The sequence below is a fragment of the Shewanella sp. SM73 genome, assembly GCF_025653795.1.
GTDB classification, from domain to species: domain Bacteria; phylum Pseudomonadota; class Gammaproteobacteria; order Enterobacterales; family Shewanellaceae; genus Shewanella; species Shewanella oncorhynchi.
Genome location: NZ_JAKKRY010000003.1, coordinates 365,820 through 379,700, shown reverse-complemented (window position 1 = coordinate 379,700; position 13,881 = coordinate 365,820). Strand labels below are relative to the sequence as shown.

The 13,881-nt window shown below is 46.7% G+C and carries 10 protein-coding genes; 5 read left to right on the top strand and 5 right to left on the bottom strand.

Features of this window, described 5'->3' with window-relative positions:
• Positions 1-48: 48 nt before the first annotated feature.
• Both cmk and aroA read right to left on the bottom strand, forming a co-directional pair.
• On the bottom strand, positions 49-741 hold the full coding sequence (cmk, locus tag L5M51_RS06925; protein WP_028759874.1) for a (d)CMP kinase: 693 nt from the start codon (positions 739-741) through the stop codon (positions 49-51).
• Between the two features lie 186 nt (positions 742-927).
• Positions 928-2,208, bottom strand: coding sequence for a 3-phosphoshikimate 1-carboxyvinyltransferase (gene aroA, locus L5M51_RS06920; protein WP_263148166.1), 1,281 nt, complete (start codon positions 2,206-2,208; stop codon positions 928-930).
• A 435-nt stretch (positions 2,209-2,643) separates the two neighbouring features.
• On the opposite strand from aroA, the gene L5M51_RS06915 reads away from it, so the two are divergent.
• The 3 genes from L5M51_RS06915 (at position 2,644) to L5M51_RS06905 (ending at position 6,638) form a co-directional block, all read left to right on the top strand.
• Positions 2,644-3,834 carry an amino acid aminotransferase gene (locus L5M51_RS06915; RefSeq protein WP_263172078.1) on the top strand — a complete coding sequence of 397 codons (1,191 nt, stop codon included), beginning with the start codon at positions 2,644-2,646 and terminating at the stop codon, positions 3,832-3,834.
• Positions 3,835-4,210: 376 nt separating this feature from the next.
• Positions 4,211-5,773 (top strand): YjjI family glycine radical enzyme, encoded by a 1,563-nt coding sequence (locus L5M51_RS06910; protein ID WP_263172077.1) that lies wholly within the window; start codon positions 4,211-4,213, stop codon positions 5,771-5,773.
• Positions 5,745-6,638, top strand: a complete 894-nt coding sequence (locus L5M51_RS06905; RefSeq protein WP_263172076.1) for a YjjW family glycine radical enzyme activase — start codon at positions 5,745-5,747, stop codon at positions 6,636-6,638. The genes L5M51_RS06910 and L5M51_RS06905 overlap by 29 nt, the downstream gene beginning before the upstream one ends.
• On the opposite strand, the gene L5M51_RS06900 is transcribed toward L5M51_RS06905, so the two are convergent.
• From L5M51_RS06900 to gyrA, 3 genes are all read right to left on the bottom strand, one after another.
• A complete protein-coding gene (locus L5M51_RS06900; RefSeq protein WP_263172075.1) occupies positions 6,635-7,555 on the bottom strand; it encodes a LysR family transcriptional regulator in 921 nt (306 codons plus the stop codon). The two genes, L5M51_RS06905 and L5M51_RS06900, sit on opposite strands and share 4 nt — an antisense overlap.
• Positions 7,556-7,912: 357 nt before the next feature.
• Positions 7,913-9,004, bottom strand: coding sequence for a 3-phosphoserine/phosphohydroxythreonine transaminase (serC, locus tag L5M51_RS06895; RefSeq protein WP_263172073.1), 1,092 nt, complete (start codon positions 9,002-9,004; stop codon positions 7,913-7,915).
• A gap of 135 nt (positions 9,005-9,139) precedes the next feature.
• Entirely contained in the window at positions 9,140-11,890 is a 2,751-nt protein-coding gene (gene gyrA / locus L5M51_RS06890) for a DNA gyrase subunit A (protein ID WP_028759867.1), read from the bottom strand.
• A 385-nt stretch (positions 11,891-12,275) separates the two neighbouring features.
• Here gyrA and ubiG point away from each other — a divergent pair, with 385 nt between their 5' ends.
• Both ubiG and L5M51_RS06880 read left to right on the top strand, forming a co-directional pair.
• Positions 12,276-12,986: a bifunctional 2-polyprenyl-6-hydroxyphenol methylase/3-demethylubiquinol 3-O-methyltransferase UbiG gene (gene ubiG, locus L5M51_RS06885; RefSeq protein ID WP_028759866.1), complete on the top strand. Its 711-nt coding sequence runs from the start codon at positions 12,276-12,278 to the stop codon at positions 12,984-12,986.
• 1 nt (position 12,987) lies between these two features.
• The gene (locus L5M51_RS06880; RefSeq protein WP_263138850.1) at positions 12,988-13,659 is read left to right on the top strand and encodes an HAD family hydrolase; all 672 of its coding nucleotides are present in this window, start codon (positions 12,988-12,990) and stop codon (positions 13,657-13,659) included.
• Positions 13,660-13,881: the final 222 nt, after the last annotated feature.

Here is a 13,881-nt window from a genome sequence, read left to right as displayed (position 1 = left end):
AAATTATCCGTATCATCCTTAATACGAATACCTATCCGGTGGACTAACTTAGTTAGTGCCGGATAATTTTTGGTTGATAAAGTTAAGCGCAAGCGCTAGCACTTCATCAATACCCTTACCGCTAGTATCGATAATGAGCGCGTCATCGGCGGGGACTAAAGGAGCCACCGGACGATTCATATCGCGGTCATCACGTTCGATAATTTCACTTAAAAGGCGCTCGATATTAACATCGAAGCCCTTGTCCTGCAACTGATTATAGCGTCTTTGGGCACGCTCTTCAGCTGAGGCGGTTAAATATAATTTTGCCGGCGCACTTGGGAAAACGACTGTTCCCATGTCACGACCATCGGCAATTAATCCTGGCGCCGTTTTAAAGGCCCGTTGGCGACGTAATAAGGCTTCTCTCACCCGTGGAAAGGCAGCGACTTTTGAAGCGGCATTCGAGCACTCTTGGGTGCGAATGTCGTTGGTGACGTCTTCACCTTCCAATATCACTTGAACCGGATCTTTATCATTGCCTGTTAGAAACTTCACATCCAGATGTGCCGCTAACAACGTGATAGACTCTTCATTTTCCAGTTCAACGTTATGATGAATTGCTGCAAGCGCAAGAACTCGGTAAATGGCACCACTATCAAGTAGTTGCCAACCTAGATGCTGAGCCAATAATTGACTAATTGTACCTTTGCCAGCACCACTTGGGCCGTCGATTGTGACTACAGGAGCCCGTTCAGACATACATTCCTCCGCAAAAAATAACCATCATCCGTGAGTTCATCAAGTGAGCCCCCGAAAATGAGCGCGCCGCATTGTACAACAAAAGACAAACAAAATCCGTGGATTTTTTATGAAGATTAGAAGCCGCACAAATACGGCTTGCTATTCTTGACATTGATGGTTGTAACAATGACGAAACAAACAGACTTAGCCTTGCAGGCTCGCAAACTGCTTAAAGTAGTCAGGGAATGTTTTAGAAGTACAGTCAGGATCATTGATGGTGATACCGCAATCGGCAAATGCCAGCATAGAAAAGCACATGGCCATGCGGTGATCGTTGTAGGTATCAATTTCAGCGGTGTTAATAACGGCTGGCGGGGTGATTTTAATGTAGTCATTCCCCTCTTCAACCTCGGCGCCCACTTTTCGCAGCTCAGTAGCCATTGCTGCTAAGCGGTCGGTTTCCTTGATGCGCCAGTTGTAAATATTGCGAATAACCGTCGTGCCTTTCGCAAATAGCGCGGCCGTAGCTATGGTCATAGCCGCATCGGGAATATGGTTCATATCTAAGTCGACGGCGGTTAATTGTGAGCCGCGGGCAATAATATAGTCATCGCCCCACTCGATATCTGCGCCCATTTTTTCGAGCACATCGGCAAATTTTACATCACCTTGAATACTCAAGCGGCCCACACCCGTGACTTTGACTTCGCCGCCTTTAATCGCCCCAGCGGCAAGGAAATACGATGCCGATGACGCATCGCCTTCTACCAGTACTTTGCCTGGTGATATATAACGCTGGCCTGCAACAATCTCAAAACGGGCATAGTCATGGTTAATGACTTTAACGCCGAACTGCGCCATCAAGGCGATAGTGATATCGATATAAGGCTTAGATACTAACTCGCCTTTGACATGGATATTGACGCTGCCCTTAGCAAGCGGCGCAACCATCAACAAAGCCGTTAAAAACTGGCTCGATAAATCGCCTGCAATTTCAACATCACCGCCATTAAGGCCAGTGGCATTAATCGTCAGTGGCGGGAAACCGTCATTTTTAAGATAAACAATATTGGCACCGAGTTGCCTTAAGGCATCGACTAAATCGCCAATCGGACGCTCTTCCATACGTGGTTCGCCCGTGAGGGTAAATTCACCTTGGCCTAAGGTTAAGGCGGCGCATAAGGGGCGCATTGCGGTACCCGCATTGCCTAAAAACAATTCCTGCGCGGATGCTGAGGAAATCACACCACCTAAACCATCGAGTTCACACACAGTATTGTTTTGCGATAAACGGTAGTTCACCCCTAACTGCTTGAGGGAGGCCAGCATGTGGCGGATATCATCTGAATCGAGCAGATTGGTGAGCGTGGTAGTACCTTGGGCTAAGGTGGCCAATAATAAGGCTCGATTTGAAATACTTTTTGAGCCCGGAATATTGATTTCACCGTGGACTTGCACAACAGGTTCAAGACGTAATTGCTTCATGAATAAATCTTCTTTCTCTATAGGGCGTCATCATCACGATCACGCGGACTGAATACGCAAAATGGCAACTTCACGCTACAGCGCGTCAAGTTAAGATTACAAATAAAAGGAGATTGGGGCCTTGTTGGTGCTTCGTCGTTATAAAATTACCGATTGTCGCTAAGGATTCAACCGTTTTTTCGAGAAAAATGGCATTTTGGTCAGATTATTTGCTGAGATCAGTGTAAAAATAACAAAAACGCAAAATTTAAGCGGTTAATTTATGATTTAACCGTATTTTTGGCAGGCTTTTTTGCCAAGATAACTGGCGTGTAATCACAGTTTTCACTTTAATTACTTTACCTTTCCGCGCTATTCTAGCCTCCAAACGATAAATAACGCATATCTGATACGAACAATCACGTTTGCACTATAACCAGAAAGGTAGATGGAGCTATGTTTAACTCACTCATCGCAATGCCAGCGGACCCCATCCTTGGCTTGTTAACTCAGTACCGCGAAGACTCTCACCCACAAAAAGTGGATTTAGGTGTGGGCGTTTATAAAGATCCTACCGGCGTTACCCCTATTCTAAGCTGCGTGAAAAAAGCGGAAAAATTCCGTCTCGATACCGAAACCACCAAAGTGTATATCGGCCCAACAGGCTCACCACAATTCAACACCTTGATGACGGAATTAGCCTTTGGTGCTGGCCACAGTGCCATTATCGCTAACCGTATCCGCACCGTTTCAACACCCGGTGGTACAGGCGCGCTGCGCGTGGCGGGTGACTTTATCAAACGCTGCAACCCGAATGCCGTGTTATGGGTAAGCGATCCAACTTGGGCAAACCATATCGGTTTATTCGAAGCAGCTGGTATTACTGTTAAAACCTATCCTTACTATGACTACGATAGCAAATCATTGAAATTTGATGAGATGCTTGCTGCATTATCGCAAGTAAGTCCTGATGATGTGGTGTTATTCCACGCCTGTTGCCATAACCCAAGCGGAATGGATTTAACCACAGAGCAATGGGATAAAGTGGTTGCCCTTACAAAAGAGCAAGGCTTTACGCCACTGATTGACATGGCCTACCAAGGCTTTGGTGATGGCGTTGATATTGATGCCTACGGCGTGCGTCATATGGCGGCAGCGGTCGATAATATGATCCTGTGCAGCTCATGCTCGAAAAACTTCGGTTTGTACCGTGAGCGTATTGGTTCCTGCTCTGTGATTGCCAAAGATGCCAATACCGCCAATATCGCGCAATCGGTACTGCTTTATGTGGTTCGCTGCCTTTACTCTATGCCACCTGCCCATGGTGCGGCGATTGTTGAGACGATTTTAGGATCAAAAGAATTAACCCAAGAATGGCTTGATGAGCTGAAAGTGATGCGCGATCGCATCAACGGCAACCGCGCCATTTTAGTGGATAAACTTAAAGCCAACGGCGTAAACCGTGACTTTAGCTTTATCGCCCGCCAAAAAGGTATGTTCTCTTTCCTTGGGGTGGCTCCAGAGCAAGTGGCGCGCCTACAAAAAGAATTCAGCATCTATATGGTAGGTTCAAGTCGCATCAGTATTGCTGGGATCAGTGAAGATAACGTCGATTACTTAGCCCAATCAATTGCTAAAGTGCTCTAAGCGCCGCTGAGTTTATCTGCACCGCTCACTCTGCTGTATTCCCGCAATAAAGAGATACAGCAGAGTTCATTTACCGCCTAATGTATTCAATTTTTCAATCATCCCACCCGATAAGTTTTGACAGTTTATTATCCTCTGTTGCATATCCCCCAATATGACAAACACCACCACGTCTCACTGTTCAAGCATTTATTTTCAATCGTAAAACCACATTCTAGCGATTTTGGCATCGCGGCGTTATCGCAATAAGCCACAAATTGTGACCTCGGTCGGCGGATTTCCATTTCATTAATCAGGACTACAGCTATTTTCACTTTTTAAAGCCAACGCCACTGAGTAAATTAGTGGTTATCATAGAACTTGTGGATATTCCGCCATGTTATTACCAGATAGATTAGTGCAAATCGTTACTAGCCCTCAGCTTTCACCCAAGCAAAAATCCAACTATTTAGCATTAGAAGCGGAAGCCAGTTTGCCCTATATGTCGATATCGCCCGAGGTAAAAGCGGCGATGAATGACGGTATTATTTGCGACATGTTTGAAGGCCATGCGCCTTTTAAACCACGCTATGTGTTGCCAGATTATGCCCGCTATCTAAAGCAAGGTTCAGAATATTTAGAGCTTTCACCTGCGCAGGATTTAGATGAAGCCCTCAATGCTTTAACCATCCTTTATCACCACGTGCCATCGGTGACTAACATTCCAGTGTATCTAGGTCAGCTGGATGAAATATTAATGCCTTTCACCGAAGGAATGGATGTAGAGGTACTTTATCGTAAACTTAAACTGTTCTGGATCATGCTCGACAGAACGCTGCCAGACGCCTTTATGCACGTGAATATTGGTCCGACCGATAACATCGTTTGCCGCACCCTACTGCGCATTGATGCCGAATTACAACAAGTTGCCCCCAATTTGACCTTTATGTACGACCCAGCCATCACGCCAGATGAACTGTTGTTACTCGCCACCACCAATATTTGTCAGTGCAGTAAGCCGCATATCGCAAATTATCCACTGCATGCCAGTGCGTTTGATGCACGTGGGTTTGGTATTGTCAGTTGCTACAATGCCTTGCCGTTAGCAGGCGGCGCCAATACCTTGGTTCGACTCAATCTTAAAGAGGTCGCGTTAAAGGTCACTTCAATCAGTGATTTTTTTGATGCTGTCTTGCCAAATTACTGCTCACTCACCTTTGAACTTATCGAGGCGCGCTCGGTATTTTTGCATCAAGAGTCACACTTCTTTGACAGCTTCTTAGTTAAAGAACAATTGATTGATGAGTCGCGTTTTGCGCCTATGTTTGGCATTTACGGCATGGCGGAAGCGGTGAATATTCTGCAATCATTAACAGCCAGTGGAGAAGTTAAGCCAGCTAAACACGCTAGCTATGGCCATGAATATGGTCATGAAACGGATGCAAATCAGCTGGGCTATCGTATTTCTGCCACGCTCGATGCCATAGTGAAATCCACACCCGTCGCGCATGGTTACCATGGGCGAGCACTGCTGCATTCACAGGGCGGCATCAGTATCGACAAAGACGTGACCCCAGGCGTTCGCATTCCCTATGGCACTGAGCCCAATCCCATCGCTCACATTCAAGCCTTAGCGCAACATCATCAGTATTATACGGCGGGGATTAGCGATATTTTGACTATCGATGAAACCGTAAAATCCAATCCTCAAGCCATGTTCCAACTGTGTAAAGCCGCGCTTGAGTTAGGTTTTAGGGAATTTACCGCCAATGTTACCTCTAATGATTTAATGCGCGTGACCGGCTATATGGTAAAACGCTCGGATATTGAAGCGTTTAAGCAGTGCGGCTCACGCCTCAATACCACAGGCTTAGCCGCAGAAGCGGCAGTTAATACGGGGATATTGCAACGCCAAGCAAGAGTCATAGCCCATGAGCACTCCCCTTGTGTCTTTGAATAGGCATGTAATGGTCAGTCAGCTATTGCCCTTTTCCTGCGTTGACGGGCCTGGCAGCAGGCTCGTGTTATTCCTGCAGGGCTGCAACTATCAATGCAAAAACTGCCATAACCCACATACCATAGGATTGTGCGATGCCTGTGGCAATTGTGTCGCCACCTGCCCTGACAATGCGCTGACATTGATAAACCTCAATAATAAGCCTCGTATTCGCTGGGATAGTGAGCGTTGTAGCCAATGCGATACCTGTTTTGCCGTATGCCCGAAACAAGCGAGCCCTAAGGTCACGCATTACACTGTTGAAGAGATACTAGGGATTCTGCACAGTCAGCGTCACTTTATTAATGGTATTACCGTGAGCGGCGGCGAAGCGAGCCTGCAATTGCCGTTCATTATTGCGTTGTTTAAAGGGATTAAGGCGACAGAGTCGTTATCACACTTAACGTGCATGCTCGACACCAATGGCAGTTTGAGTCTAACCGGTTGGCATAAACTGCTGCCCTTTTTGGATGGCGCCATGGTGGATCTCAAAGCGTGGCAGCAAGATACCCATAGATACATTACTGGTCGCAACAACCATGCCGTGTTCAAATCCATTCAGCTATTGGCGCAGCAGCAAAAACTGTATGAAGTAAGATTGCTGCACATTCCGAGCATCACGGATTATGAACAGGAGATAGAAGCGCTGGCGACCTATTTGCTTCAGCTAGGTGCGGATACACGGGTCAAGTTAAATGCCTTTCACCACCATGGCGTTGTCGACGCGTTAACGTGGCCAAGCTGCACACAAGCCGATATTGAACGCTTAGCCGCAAAGCTTGCAAAGCGAGGCGTCACCAATCTTATCTTACCCTCTTGCTATATTTAGCGACTGCAAAGCAAAATTTGCTCGTACAGCCAGCGCAACGCGGGATCCTTCATACTTTGTCTATGCCAAACGAGACTGTAAGCCACTTTGCCATATTCTATCGGTAAGGACTTGACGGTTAAGCCTTTAGCTTGGCTGGCAATAGATGCCCAGCGGCGCGAGCAGGTAAAAAGCAGCTCACTGTGGTGACACATTAACGCTGCGCTGCCAAAATCAGGGACCGAAATGGGTACGGCACGTTTTTTTGATTGCTGGGCGAGCAAAATATCAAAAAATGGCGTACTGAGATCCGTATCGGTAATGCCAATATGGCGGTAACTTAGGTAATCATCGAAGCTGATCTGCGGCTGTTTAGCCAAGGGGTGAGACGAGTTCATCAGACAGACCATTTCATCGCTGAACAAGGTTTCCCACACCAGATCGTCTTGAAGAAGATTCGGTTGGCTCAGATCGTGGGGTAACAGCACAAAATCTAACGAGCCTTTGATGAGTCCATCAAAACCAATATTGTCTTTGCTATAAATATCGAGATGGATATGGGGGGCCAAACTGAGAATATGGGCACTTAATTTGGCGGCCAGCAGTTCAAAGGTACTTTCGCGCATCGCAAGCGAAAAACGCCCCTCAAAATGTGCAGGGTTAAACGCATCCTGACTCATGATCTGATTCATATCATTGATCATTTGCTGCACGCTAGGCCCTAATCGTCTTGCCAATGGGGTTGCTACCAGTGAGTTGCCGTTACGATAGAACAGTTCATCGTTCAAGCTGTCCCTGAGCTGGCTTAAGGTTTTACTGACGGATGAGGGGCTTAAACATAAACGTTCGGCGCTGGCGGTTACACTCAGGGTATCGAGCATCACATGCAAAGTGATCAAATGCTTCATACTAATCCGCGAAAGCTTGGCCAAATCCATCGGTGACATCCTATTGATTTATCGTGTACACGCATTTAAAGATACGTTCTTTTAATCATGATAAACAATAACATATAACTAACCCAGCATCTTACTCAGTAATGCGCGTCAGCTCACAGGCTTTCTCAAAACGAGTGTTCTTGAAGGCATCTGGTCTCAACGTCATCTTGCTTAACGCCATTGTCGATAAATTAAAGTTAACAAAAAAGCGAATGCATTTGAGCATTCGCTTTTGGGATGTCTCACTTGAGATGGCTAACTGATGATCAACATTCAATAAGCATAACGTTGATATTCAAGCAGCAAACTCTAGACGCTAAGCGTCGCAAGCTAATGAGTAACTCAATACAGCTAAGCCTAGCTATGTTTGTTTGCAAACTCATTCATAAACTTGACCAAGGCAACTACGCCATCGAGTGGCATTGCATTATAGAGGCTAGCACGCATACCACCTACGATACGATGGCCCTTTAAGGCAACGAGTCCAGCTATTTGGGCTTGCTTTAGGAACTCACTATCGAGCGCTTCGTTGACTAATTGGAAAGTCACGTTCATTTGTGAGCGGTTCGCTGCAACAACCCCATTACGGTAGAAAGCATTACCATCAATGCATTGATATAACATCTGCGCTTTTTGTTGATTAATTTTTGCAATACTCGCAATGCCGCCAATGGACTTAAGCCAAGCAAAGACTTCAGCGGCGAGATACCAAGCAAAGGTTGGCGGTGTGTTGAACATAGAGTCATGCTCAACGGCTAAACGATAGTCCATGATGGACGGCTGCGGTAAACTCGGCAGTTTTAACATGTCATCGCGCACTATCACTATCGACAGACCCGATGGACCTATGTTCTTTTGTGCGCCAGCGTAAATCAAACCGTAGCGGCTGACGTCGATTTCACGTGACATAATGGTTGACGATAAATCGGCAACAATTGGCCAAGGTGAGTCTAATTCATCAAAAATTTCGATACCATCTACTGTCTCATTAGGGCAATAGTGAACATAGCGATAATCGGCATCGATTTTATGTAAATCAGGTAAGACAACCGCATTGAGTCCATTGTGTTTTTCAACAATATTCAAGCTATCAATCTGCGCTTCACCCACGAGCTTTTGTGCTTCGGCTAACGCGGCAGATGACCATTGACCACTGACTAAATACAGGGCTCTGCCATGATTACCTAAAAAATTATTCACAACAGCGGAGAACTGTCCACGACCACCGCCGTGCATAAATAGCACATGGTAATTTGTGGGGATCTGCATCAATTCACGTAAATCGGACTCGGCTTGTTGTGTAAGCGCGATGAACTCTTTACTTCGGTGGCTGATTTCCATCACGGAAACGCCTTGGCCATTCCAATCAAGTAATTCCTGTTGTGCTTTTTTCATTACCGCTGCGGGTAACATTGCAGGTCCAGCACAGAAATTATAAATCGCGCTCACTGACACTCTCCTTAATCCCAACCATGATGTAGGTATTGATAAATACGAAACCATTCTAAAACGAACAATGCTATCAACATCAATGCCATTAAAAAAACGAGCGTCCAATTGGACGCTCGTTAATATGACACTTAATTACTCTTCGTCTTGCTCATCATCAGCAAGCTCGTCTTCATCTTCGTCCAACTCTTCTTCGTCATCCAGCGCTTCTTCAAGCGCCTCGTCGGCTAATTCACCTTCGATAATGACAGGAACAATCGGTAAACCGTTTTCATCCAGCTCGACTTCATCTTCTTCAGTTTGGATTTCGTCGATACGTTGTAGGCCGACCACTTTCTCGTCGCCCGCAGTACGGATAATCGTTACACCTTGAGTGTTACGGCCAATGATAGACACGCCACTCGCAGGCGTACGCACTAGAGTACCTTTATCACTGATGAGCATCAGTTCGTCGTTAAGACCGACTTGAACAGCCCCAACAACAGCGCCGTTACGTTCGCTCACCTTGATTGAAACTACACCTTTAGTCGCACGGCTCTTCGCAGGATATTCAGACAGTTGCGTCCGTTTACCGTAACCGTTTTCAGTCACAGTCAGAATCGCGCCATCGCCTTTGGGTACGATAAGCGACACGACTTTCTGACCTTCTTCTAAACGAATACCACGAACGCCTGTTGCAGTACGGCCCATAGGACGTAAGGACAAGACTTCTTCGCCGGTTTCAGGATCGGTTTTCACTTCGCCTGTTTCAGAATCACGTACTTTCTCACCAAAGCGAACCACTTTACCTTCGTTCGAGAACAACATGATTTCGTCATCACCGTTCGTGATATCGACACCGATCAGTTGGTCACCGTCTTTGAGGTTAACGGCGATAATGCCGTTTGCACGTGGGTTGCTATAAGCAGTTAGTGCGGTTTTCTTCACAGTACCGTGAGAGGTCGCCATGATGATGTACTTGTCCGCAGCGTATTCACGTACTGGCAGAATCGCAGTAATGCGCTCGCCATCGGATAACGGCAGCAAGTTAACAATTGGACGACCACGGGCCGTACGGCTCGCTAATGGCAGTTGATACACTTTGAGCCAGTACATCTTACCAAAATCAGAGAAGCACAAAATGGTGTCATGGGTATTGGCAACTAACAGCTTCTCAACGAAATCTTCGTCTTTCACTTTCGTTGCCGCTTTACCTTTACCACCACGGCGCTGAGCTTGGTAATCGGTCAACGGTTGATACTTGGCATAACCTAAGTGCGACAGTGTTACTACAACGTCTTCTTCGTTGATCAAGTCTTCAAGACTCATATCGACTTCGTTAGCATTGATCACTGTACGGCGAGCATCGCCGTATTCTTCAAGGATTTGAACTAATTCTTCCTTGATCACTTCCATCAAACGCTCAGGACTGCGCAGAATAAACAGCAGACCCGCGATAAATTCGAGTAATTCTTCGTATTCGGCGATGATCTTATCGTGCTCAAGACCGGTTAAACGGTGTAAACGCAGTTCCAGAATGGCCTGAGCTTGTTGCTCAGTCAGGAAGTATTGACCGTCACGAATACCGTATTGTGGCTCTAACCACTCTGGACGCGCGGCGTCATCGCCCGCTTTTTCCAGCATGCCTTGAACGTGGCCTAATTCCCAACCTTGCTCAACCAATTTCACTTTGGCATCCGCAGGCGTTGGTGAGGCTTTGATCAGTGCAATAATCGGGTCAATGTTAGCCAGTGCAACCGCCAGCGCTTCCAAAATATGGGCACGCTCACGGGCTTTACGCAGTTCAAATACGGTACGACGCGTCACCACTTCACGGCGATGCAGAATAAAGCATTCGAGCATTTCTTTAAGGTTAAACAGTTTAGGCTGACCATTGGTCAGGGCCACCATGTTAATCCCGAAAGAACACTGCATTTGCGTTTGAGCATAAAGGTTATTTAGTACAACCTCGCCCACTTCACCGCGCTTAATTTCAATAACGATACGCATACCGTCTTTATCAGACTCGTCGCGTAGACCGCTGATCCCTTCAAGCTTTTTATCTTTAACCAGCTCGGCAATCTTCTCGATTAAACGGGCTTTGTTCACTTGATACGGGATTTCAGTGACGATAATGCGCTCACGGCCATTATCTTCGGTTTCCACATCTGCCAGAGCACGCATGATCGCGCGGCCACGGCCAGTTTTATAAGCATCAATAATGCCTTTACGGCCATTGATAATCGCTGCAGTGGGGAAATCCGGACCTGGAATGTATTCCATCAACTGTTCAATCGACAGTGAGGGTTCTTCAATCAATGCCAAACAGCCCTTCACTACTTCCGTTAGGTTGTGTGGTGGGATGTTGGTTGCCATACCCACGGCAATACCCGATGAACCGTTAATTAACAGGTTAGGTACGCGTGTAGGTAGTACAGCTGGGATCTGTTCTGTGCCGTCGTAGTTAGGGACGAAATCCACTGTCTCTTTTTCAAGATCGGCCAGTAATTGGTGCGCCAACTTATCCATACGGATTTCGGTATAACGCATTGCCGCCGCTGAGTCACCGTCGACCGAACCGAAGTTACCTTGGCCGTCTACTAAGGTGTAACGCAGTGAAAATGGCTGGGCCATACGGACGATAGTGTCATAAACAGCAGAATCACCATGGGGGTGATATTTACCGATGACGTCACCAACCACACGGGCAGATTTTTTGTAAGGCTTGTTCCAATCGTTCTTCAATTCACTCATGGCAAACAGAACGCGGCGATGAACCGGCTTTAAGCCGTCGCGCACGTCTGGTAATGCACGTCCCACGATAACGCTCATGGCGTAATCAAGGTACGAATTCTTTAGTTCGTCTTCGATATTAATTGGCGAAATAGATGATGCCAGATCAGTCATAAACTGCTCGTTCCCCTGAAAAATAGCCGACAACGTATAATCCGTATCATTGCCTAGCCCAAAAACGTGATTTGGCATTCTAACACAGTTATTTAATGTCGCCAGACCTATCATTATCGAATTGAGAGTCTGGTGGCTTAATAGATGAAAACACTGTCAATTTGGTCGTTTGTGCGATAAACAAGCGTTGAAATTCACGGCTTACGATGAGGAAAAATCGCCAAAGGGATAAAGTAAAAGGTCGATACGGAGCACAACAATTAACATAAAAGCAGATAACTGCTGAAAATTCACTCAACCACAAGGGCTTAGCTCAGTCGAGCACTTTGTTTATCAAACATAGTCGTTATAATAGCCGCACAATACAGCTTCTTCAGGTAATAGCATGCATCAGAATACCAATGTAGACCCACAGGAAATCGCAAAGTTTGAACGTATGGCCGAAACTTGGTGGGATCTCAACGGCGAATTTAAGCCGCTGCATCTATTAAACCCGCTGCGCTTAAACTATATCGATCAAACCGCAGGCGGTATTTTCGGCAAGAAAGTGCTCGATGTCGGCTGTGGTGGCGGCATATTGTCTGAAAGCATGGCCCGCATCGGCGCCGAGGTTGATGGCTTAGATATGGGTGATGAGCCCTTAGAAGTCGCCCGCCTACATGCTCTCGAAACGGGCGTGAGCATTAATTATGTAAAAAATACCGCCGAGGCCCACAGCCAAGATCATCAAGCCTATTACGATGTGGTGACCTGCATGGAAATGCTCGAACATGTACCCGATCCACAATCTGTGATCAAGGCTTGCTGTGACATGGTTAAACCCGGTGGTCATGTGTTTTTCTCCACCATCAACCGCAACATTAAATCCTACGTGCACACCATTTTAGGCGCGGAATATTTGCTAAAAATGCTGCCGGTTGGCACCCACGAGCATAAAAAATTCATTAAGCCTTCAGAGCTGATTGAACTAGTAGATAATACCGATCTTATCTGTACCGATGCCTTAGGGGTAAGCTACAACCCATTGACGGGCATTTTTAAGTACACGCCTAAGGTTGATGTGAATTACATGATTGCGACGCGTAAGGTTGATTAATATGAGTCTGGCACAGATCAAAGGCGTACTGTTCGATCTCGACGGCACCTTAGCCGATACCGCGCCGGATCTGGTGCAGGCCCTCAATTTAAGTCTTCAAGACGTCGGCATCGCCGCGCAGCCGTTAGCGGCCATGCGCTACGCCGCATCCCACGGCAGTTTTGCCTTAGTCGATGCCGCGATCCCTGATGCGGCAGAAGATCTTCGATCTCAAGTACAGCAAGGACTGCTCGCCCACTATCAGCGCATTAATGGCGATCACTGTGCGCTATTTACAGGCATAGCGGCATTACTCGACTGGCTCGAGTTAACTCAGCTGCCGTTTGGGGTGATCACCAACAAGCCAGCCCGGTTTACCCGTCCCTTATTGCGAAAACTGAATTTACACTTGCGTATGCCCGTTATCATCAGTGGCGATTCTACAAAACACCCAAAACCCCACACTGCACCTATGCTGTTAGGCGCACAACAACTGAACTGTGCTCCAGAGCAGATTTTGTATCTTGGAGATGCCGAGCGAGATTTGCTCGCGGCCAAGGCTGCTGGCATGTTAGGCGGCGTGGCCCTATGGGGTTATCTGGGCGTGAACGACAAGCCGTTGCAATGGCCAGCGCACGCGCATTTTGCGAACCCAACTGAGCTACATCAAGCACTAATCGAAGCATTGGCTTAACAATATCAACCAAAAACAGCGCCTACAATGCTCACGAATAAGGCATCCAATACGTAACTTCACTGACGGACATCAGTGTGTCAGCATACTATTTATGACCCACGGAAAAAGTCAGGCGCATAAAAGATCGGCACTCGTGAGCGATCGCGATCTAAAGAAAAAGATCGCCTAAAAATTCCCCATGAGTCTGACACGCTAACCTGAAATTGAGCTTCAAGGTTA

Bases quoted from the DNA above. Each gene is read 5' to 3' on its own strand.
- cmk (WP_028759874.1), bottom strand. From the start codon at position 741: ATGTCTGAACGGGCTCCTGTAGTCACAATCGACGGCCCAAGTGGTGCT.
- aroA (WP_263148166.1), bottom strand. From the start codon at position 2,208: ATGAAGCAATTACGTCTTGAACCTGTTGTGCAAGTCCACGGTGAAATC.
- L5M51_RS06915 (WP_263172078.1), top strand. From the start codon at position 2,644: ATGTTTAACTCACTCATCGCAATGCCAGCGGACCCCATCCTTGGCTTG.
- L5M51_RS06910 (WP_263172077.1), top strand. From the start codon at position 4,211: ATGTTATTACCAGATAGATTAGTGCAAATCGTTACTAGCCCTCAGCTT.
- L5M51_RS06905 (WP_263172076.1), top strand. From the start codon at position 5,745: ATGAGCACTCCCCTTGTGTCTTTGAATAGGCATGTAATGGTCAGTCAG.
- L5M51_RS06900 (WP_263172075.1), bottom strand. From the start codon at position 7,555: ATGGATTTGGCCAAGCTTTCGCGGATTAGTATGAAGCATTTGATCACT.
- gyrA (WP_028759867.1), bottom strand. From the start codon at position 11,890: ATGACTGATCTGGCATCATCTATTTCGCCAATTAATATCGAAGACGAA.
- ubiG (WP_028759866.1), top strand. From the start codon at position 12,276: ATGCATCAGAATACCAATGTAGACCCACAGGAAATCGCAAAGTTTGAA.
- L5M51_RS06880 (WP_263138850.1), top strand. From the start codon at position 12,988: ATGAGTCTGGCACAGATCAAAGGCGTACTGTTCGATCTCGACGGCACC.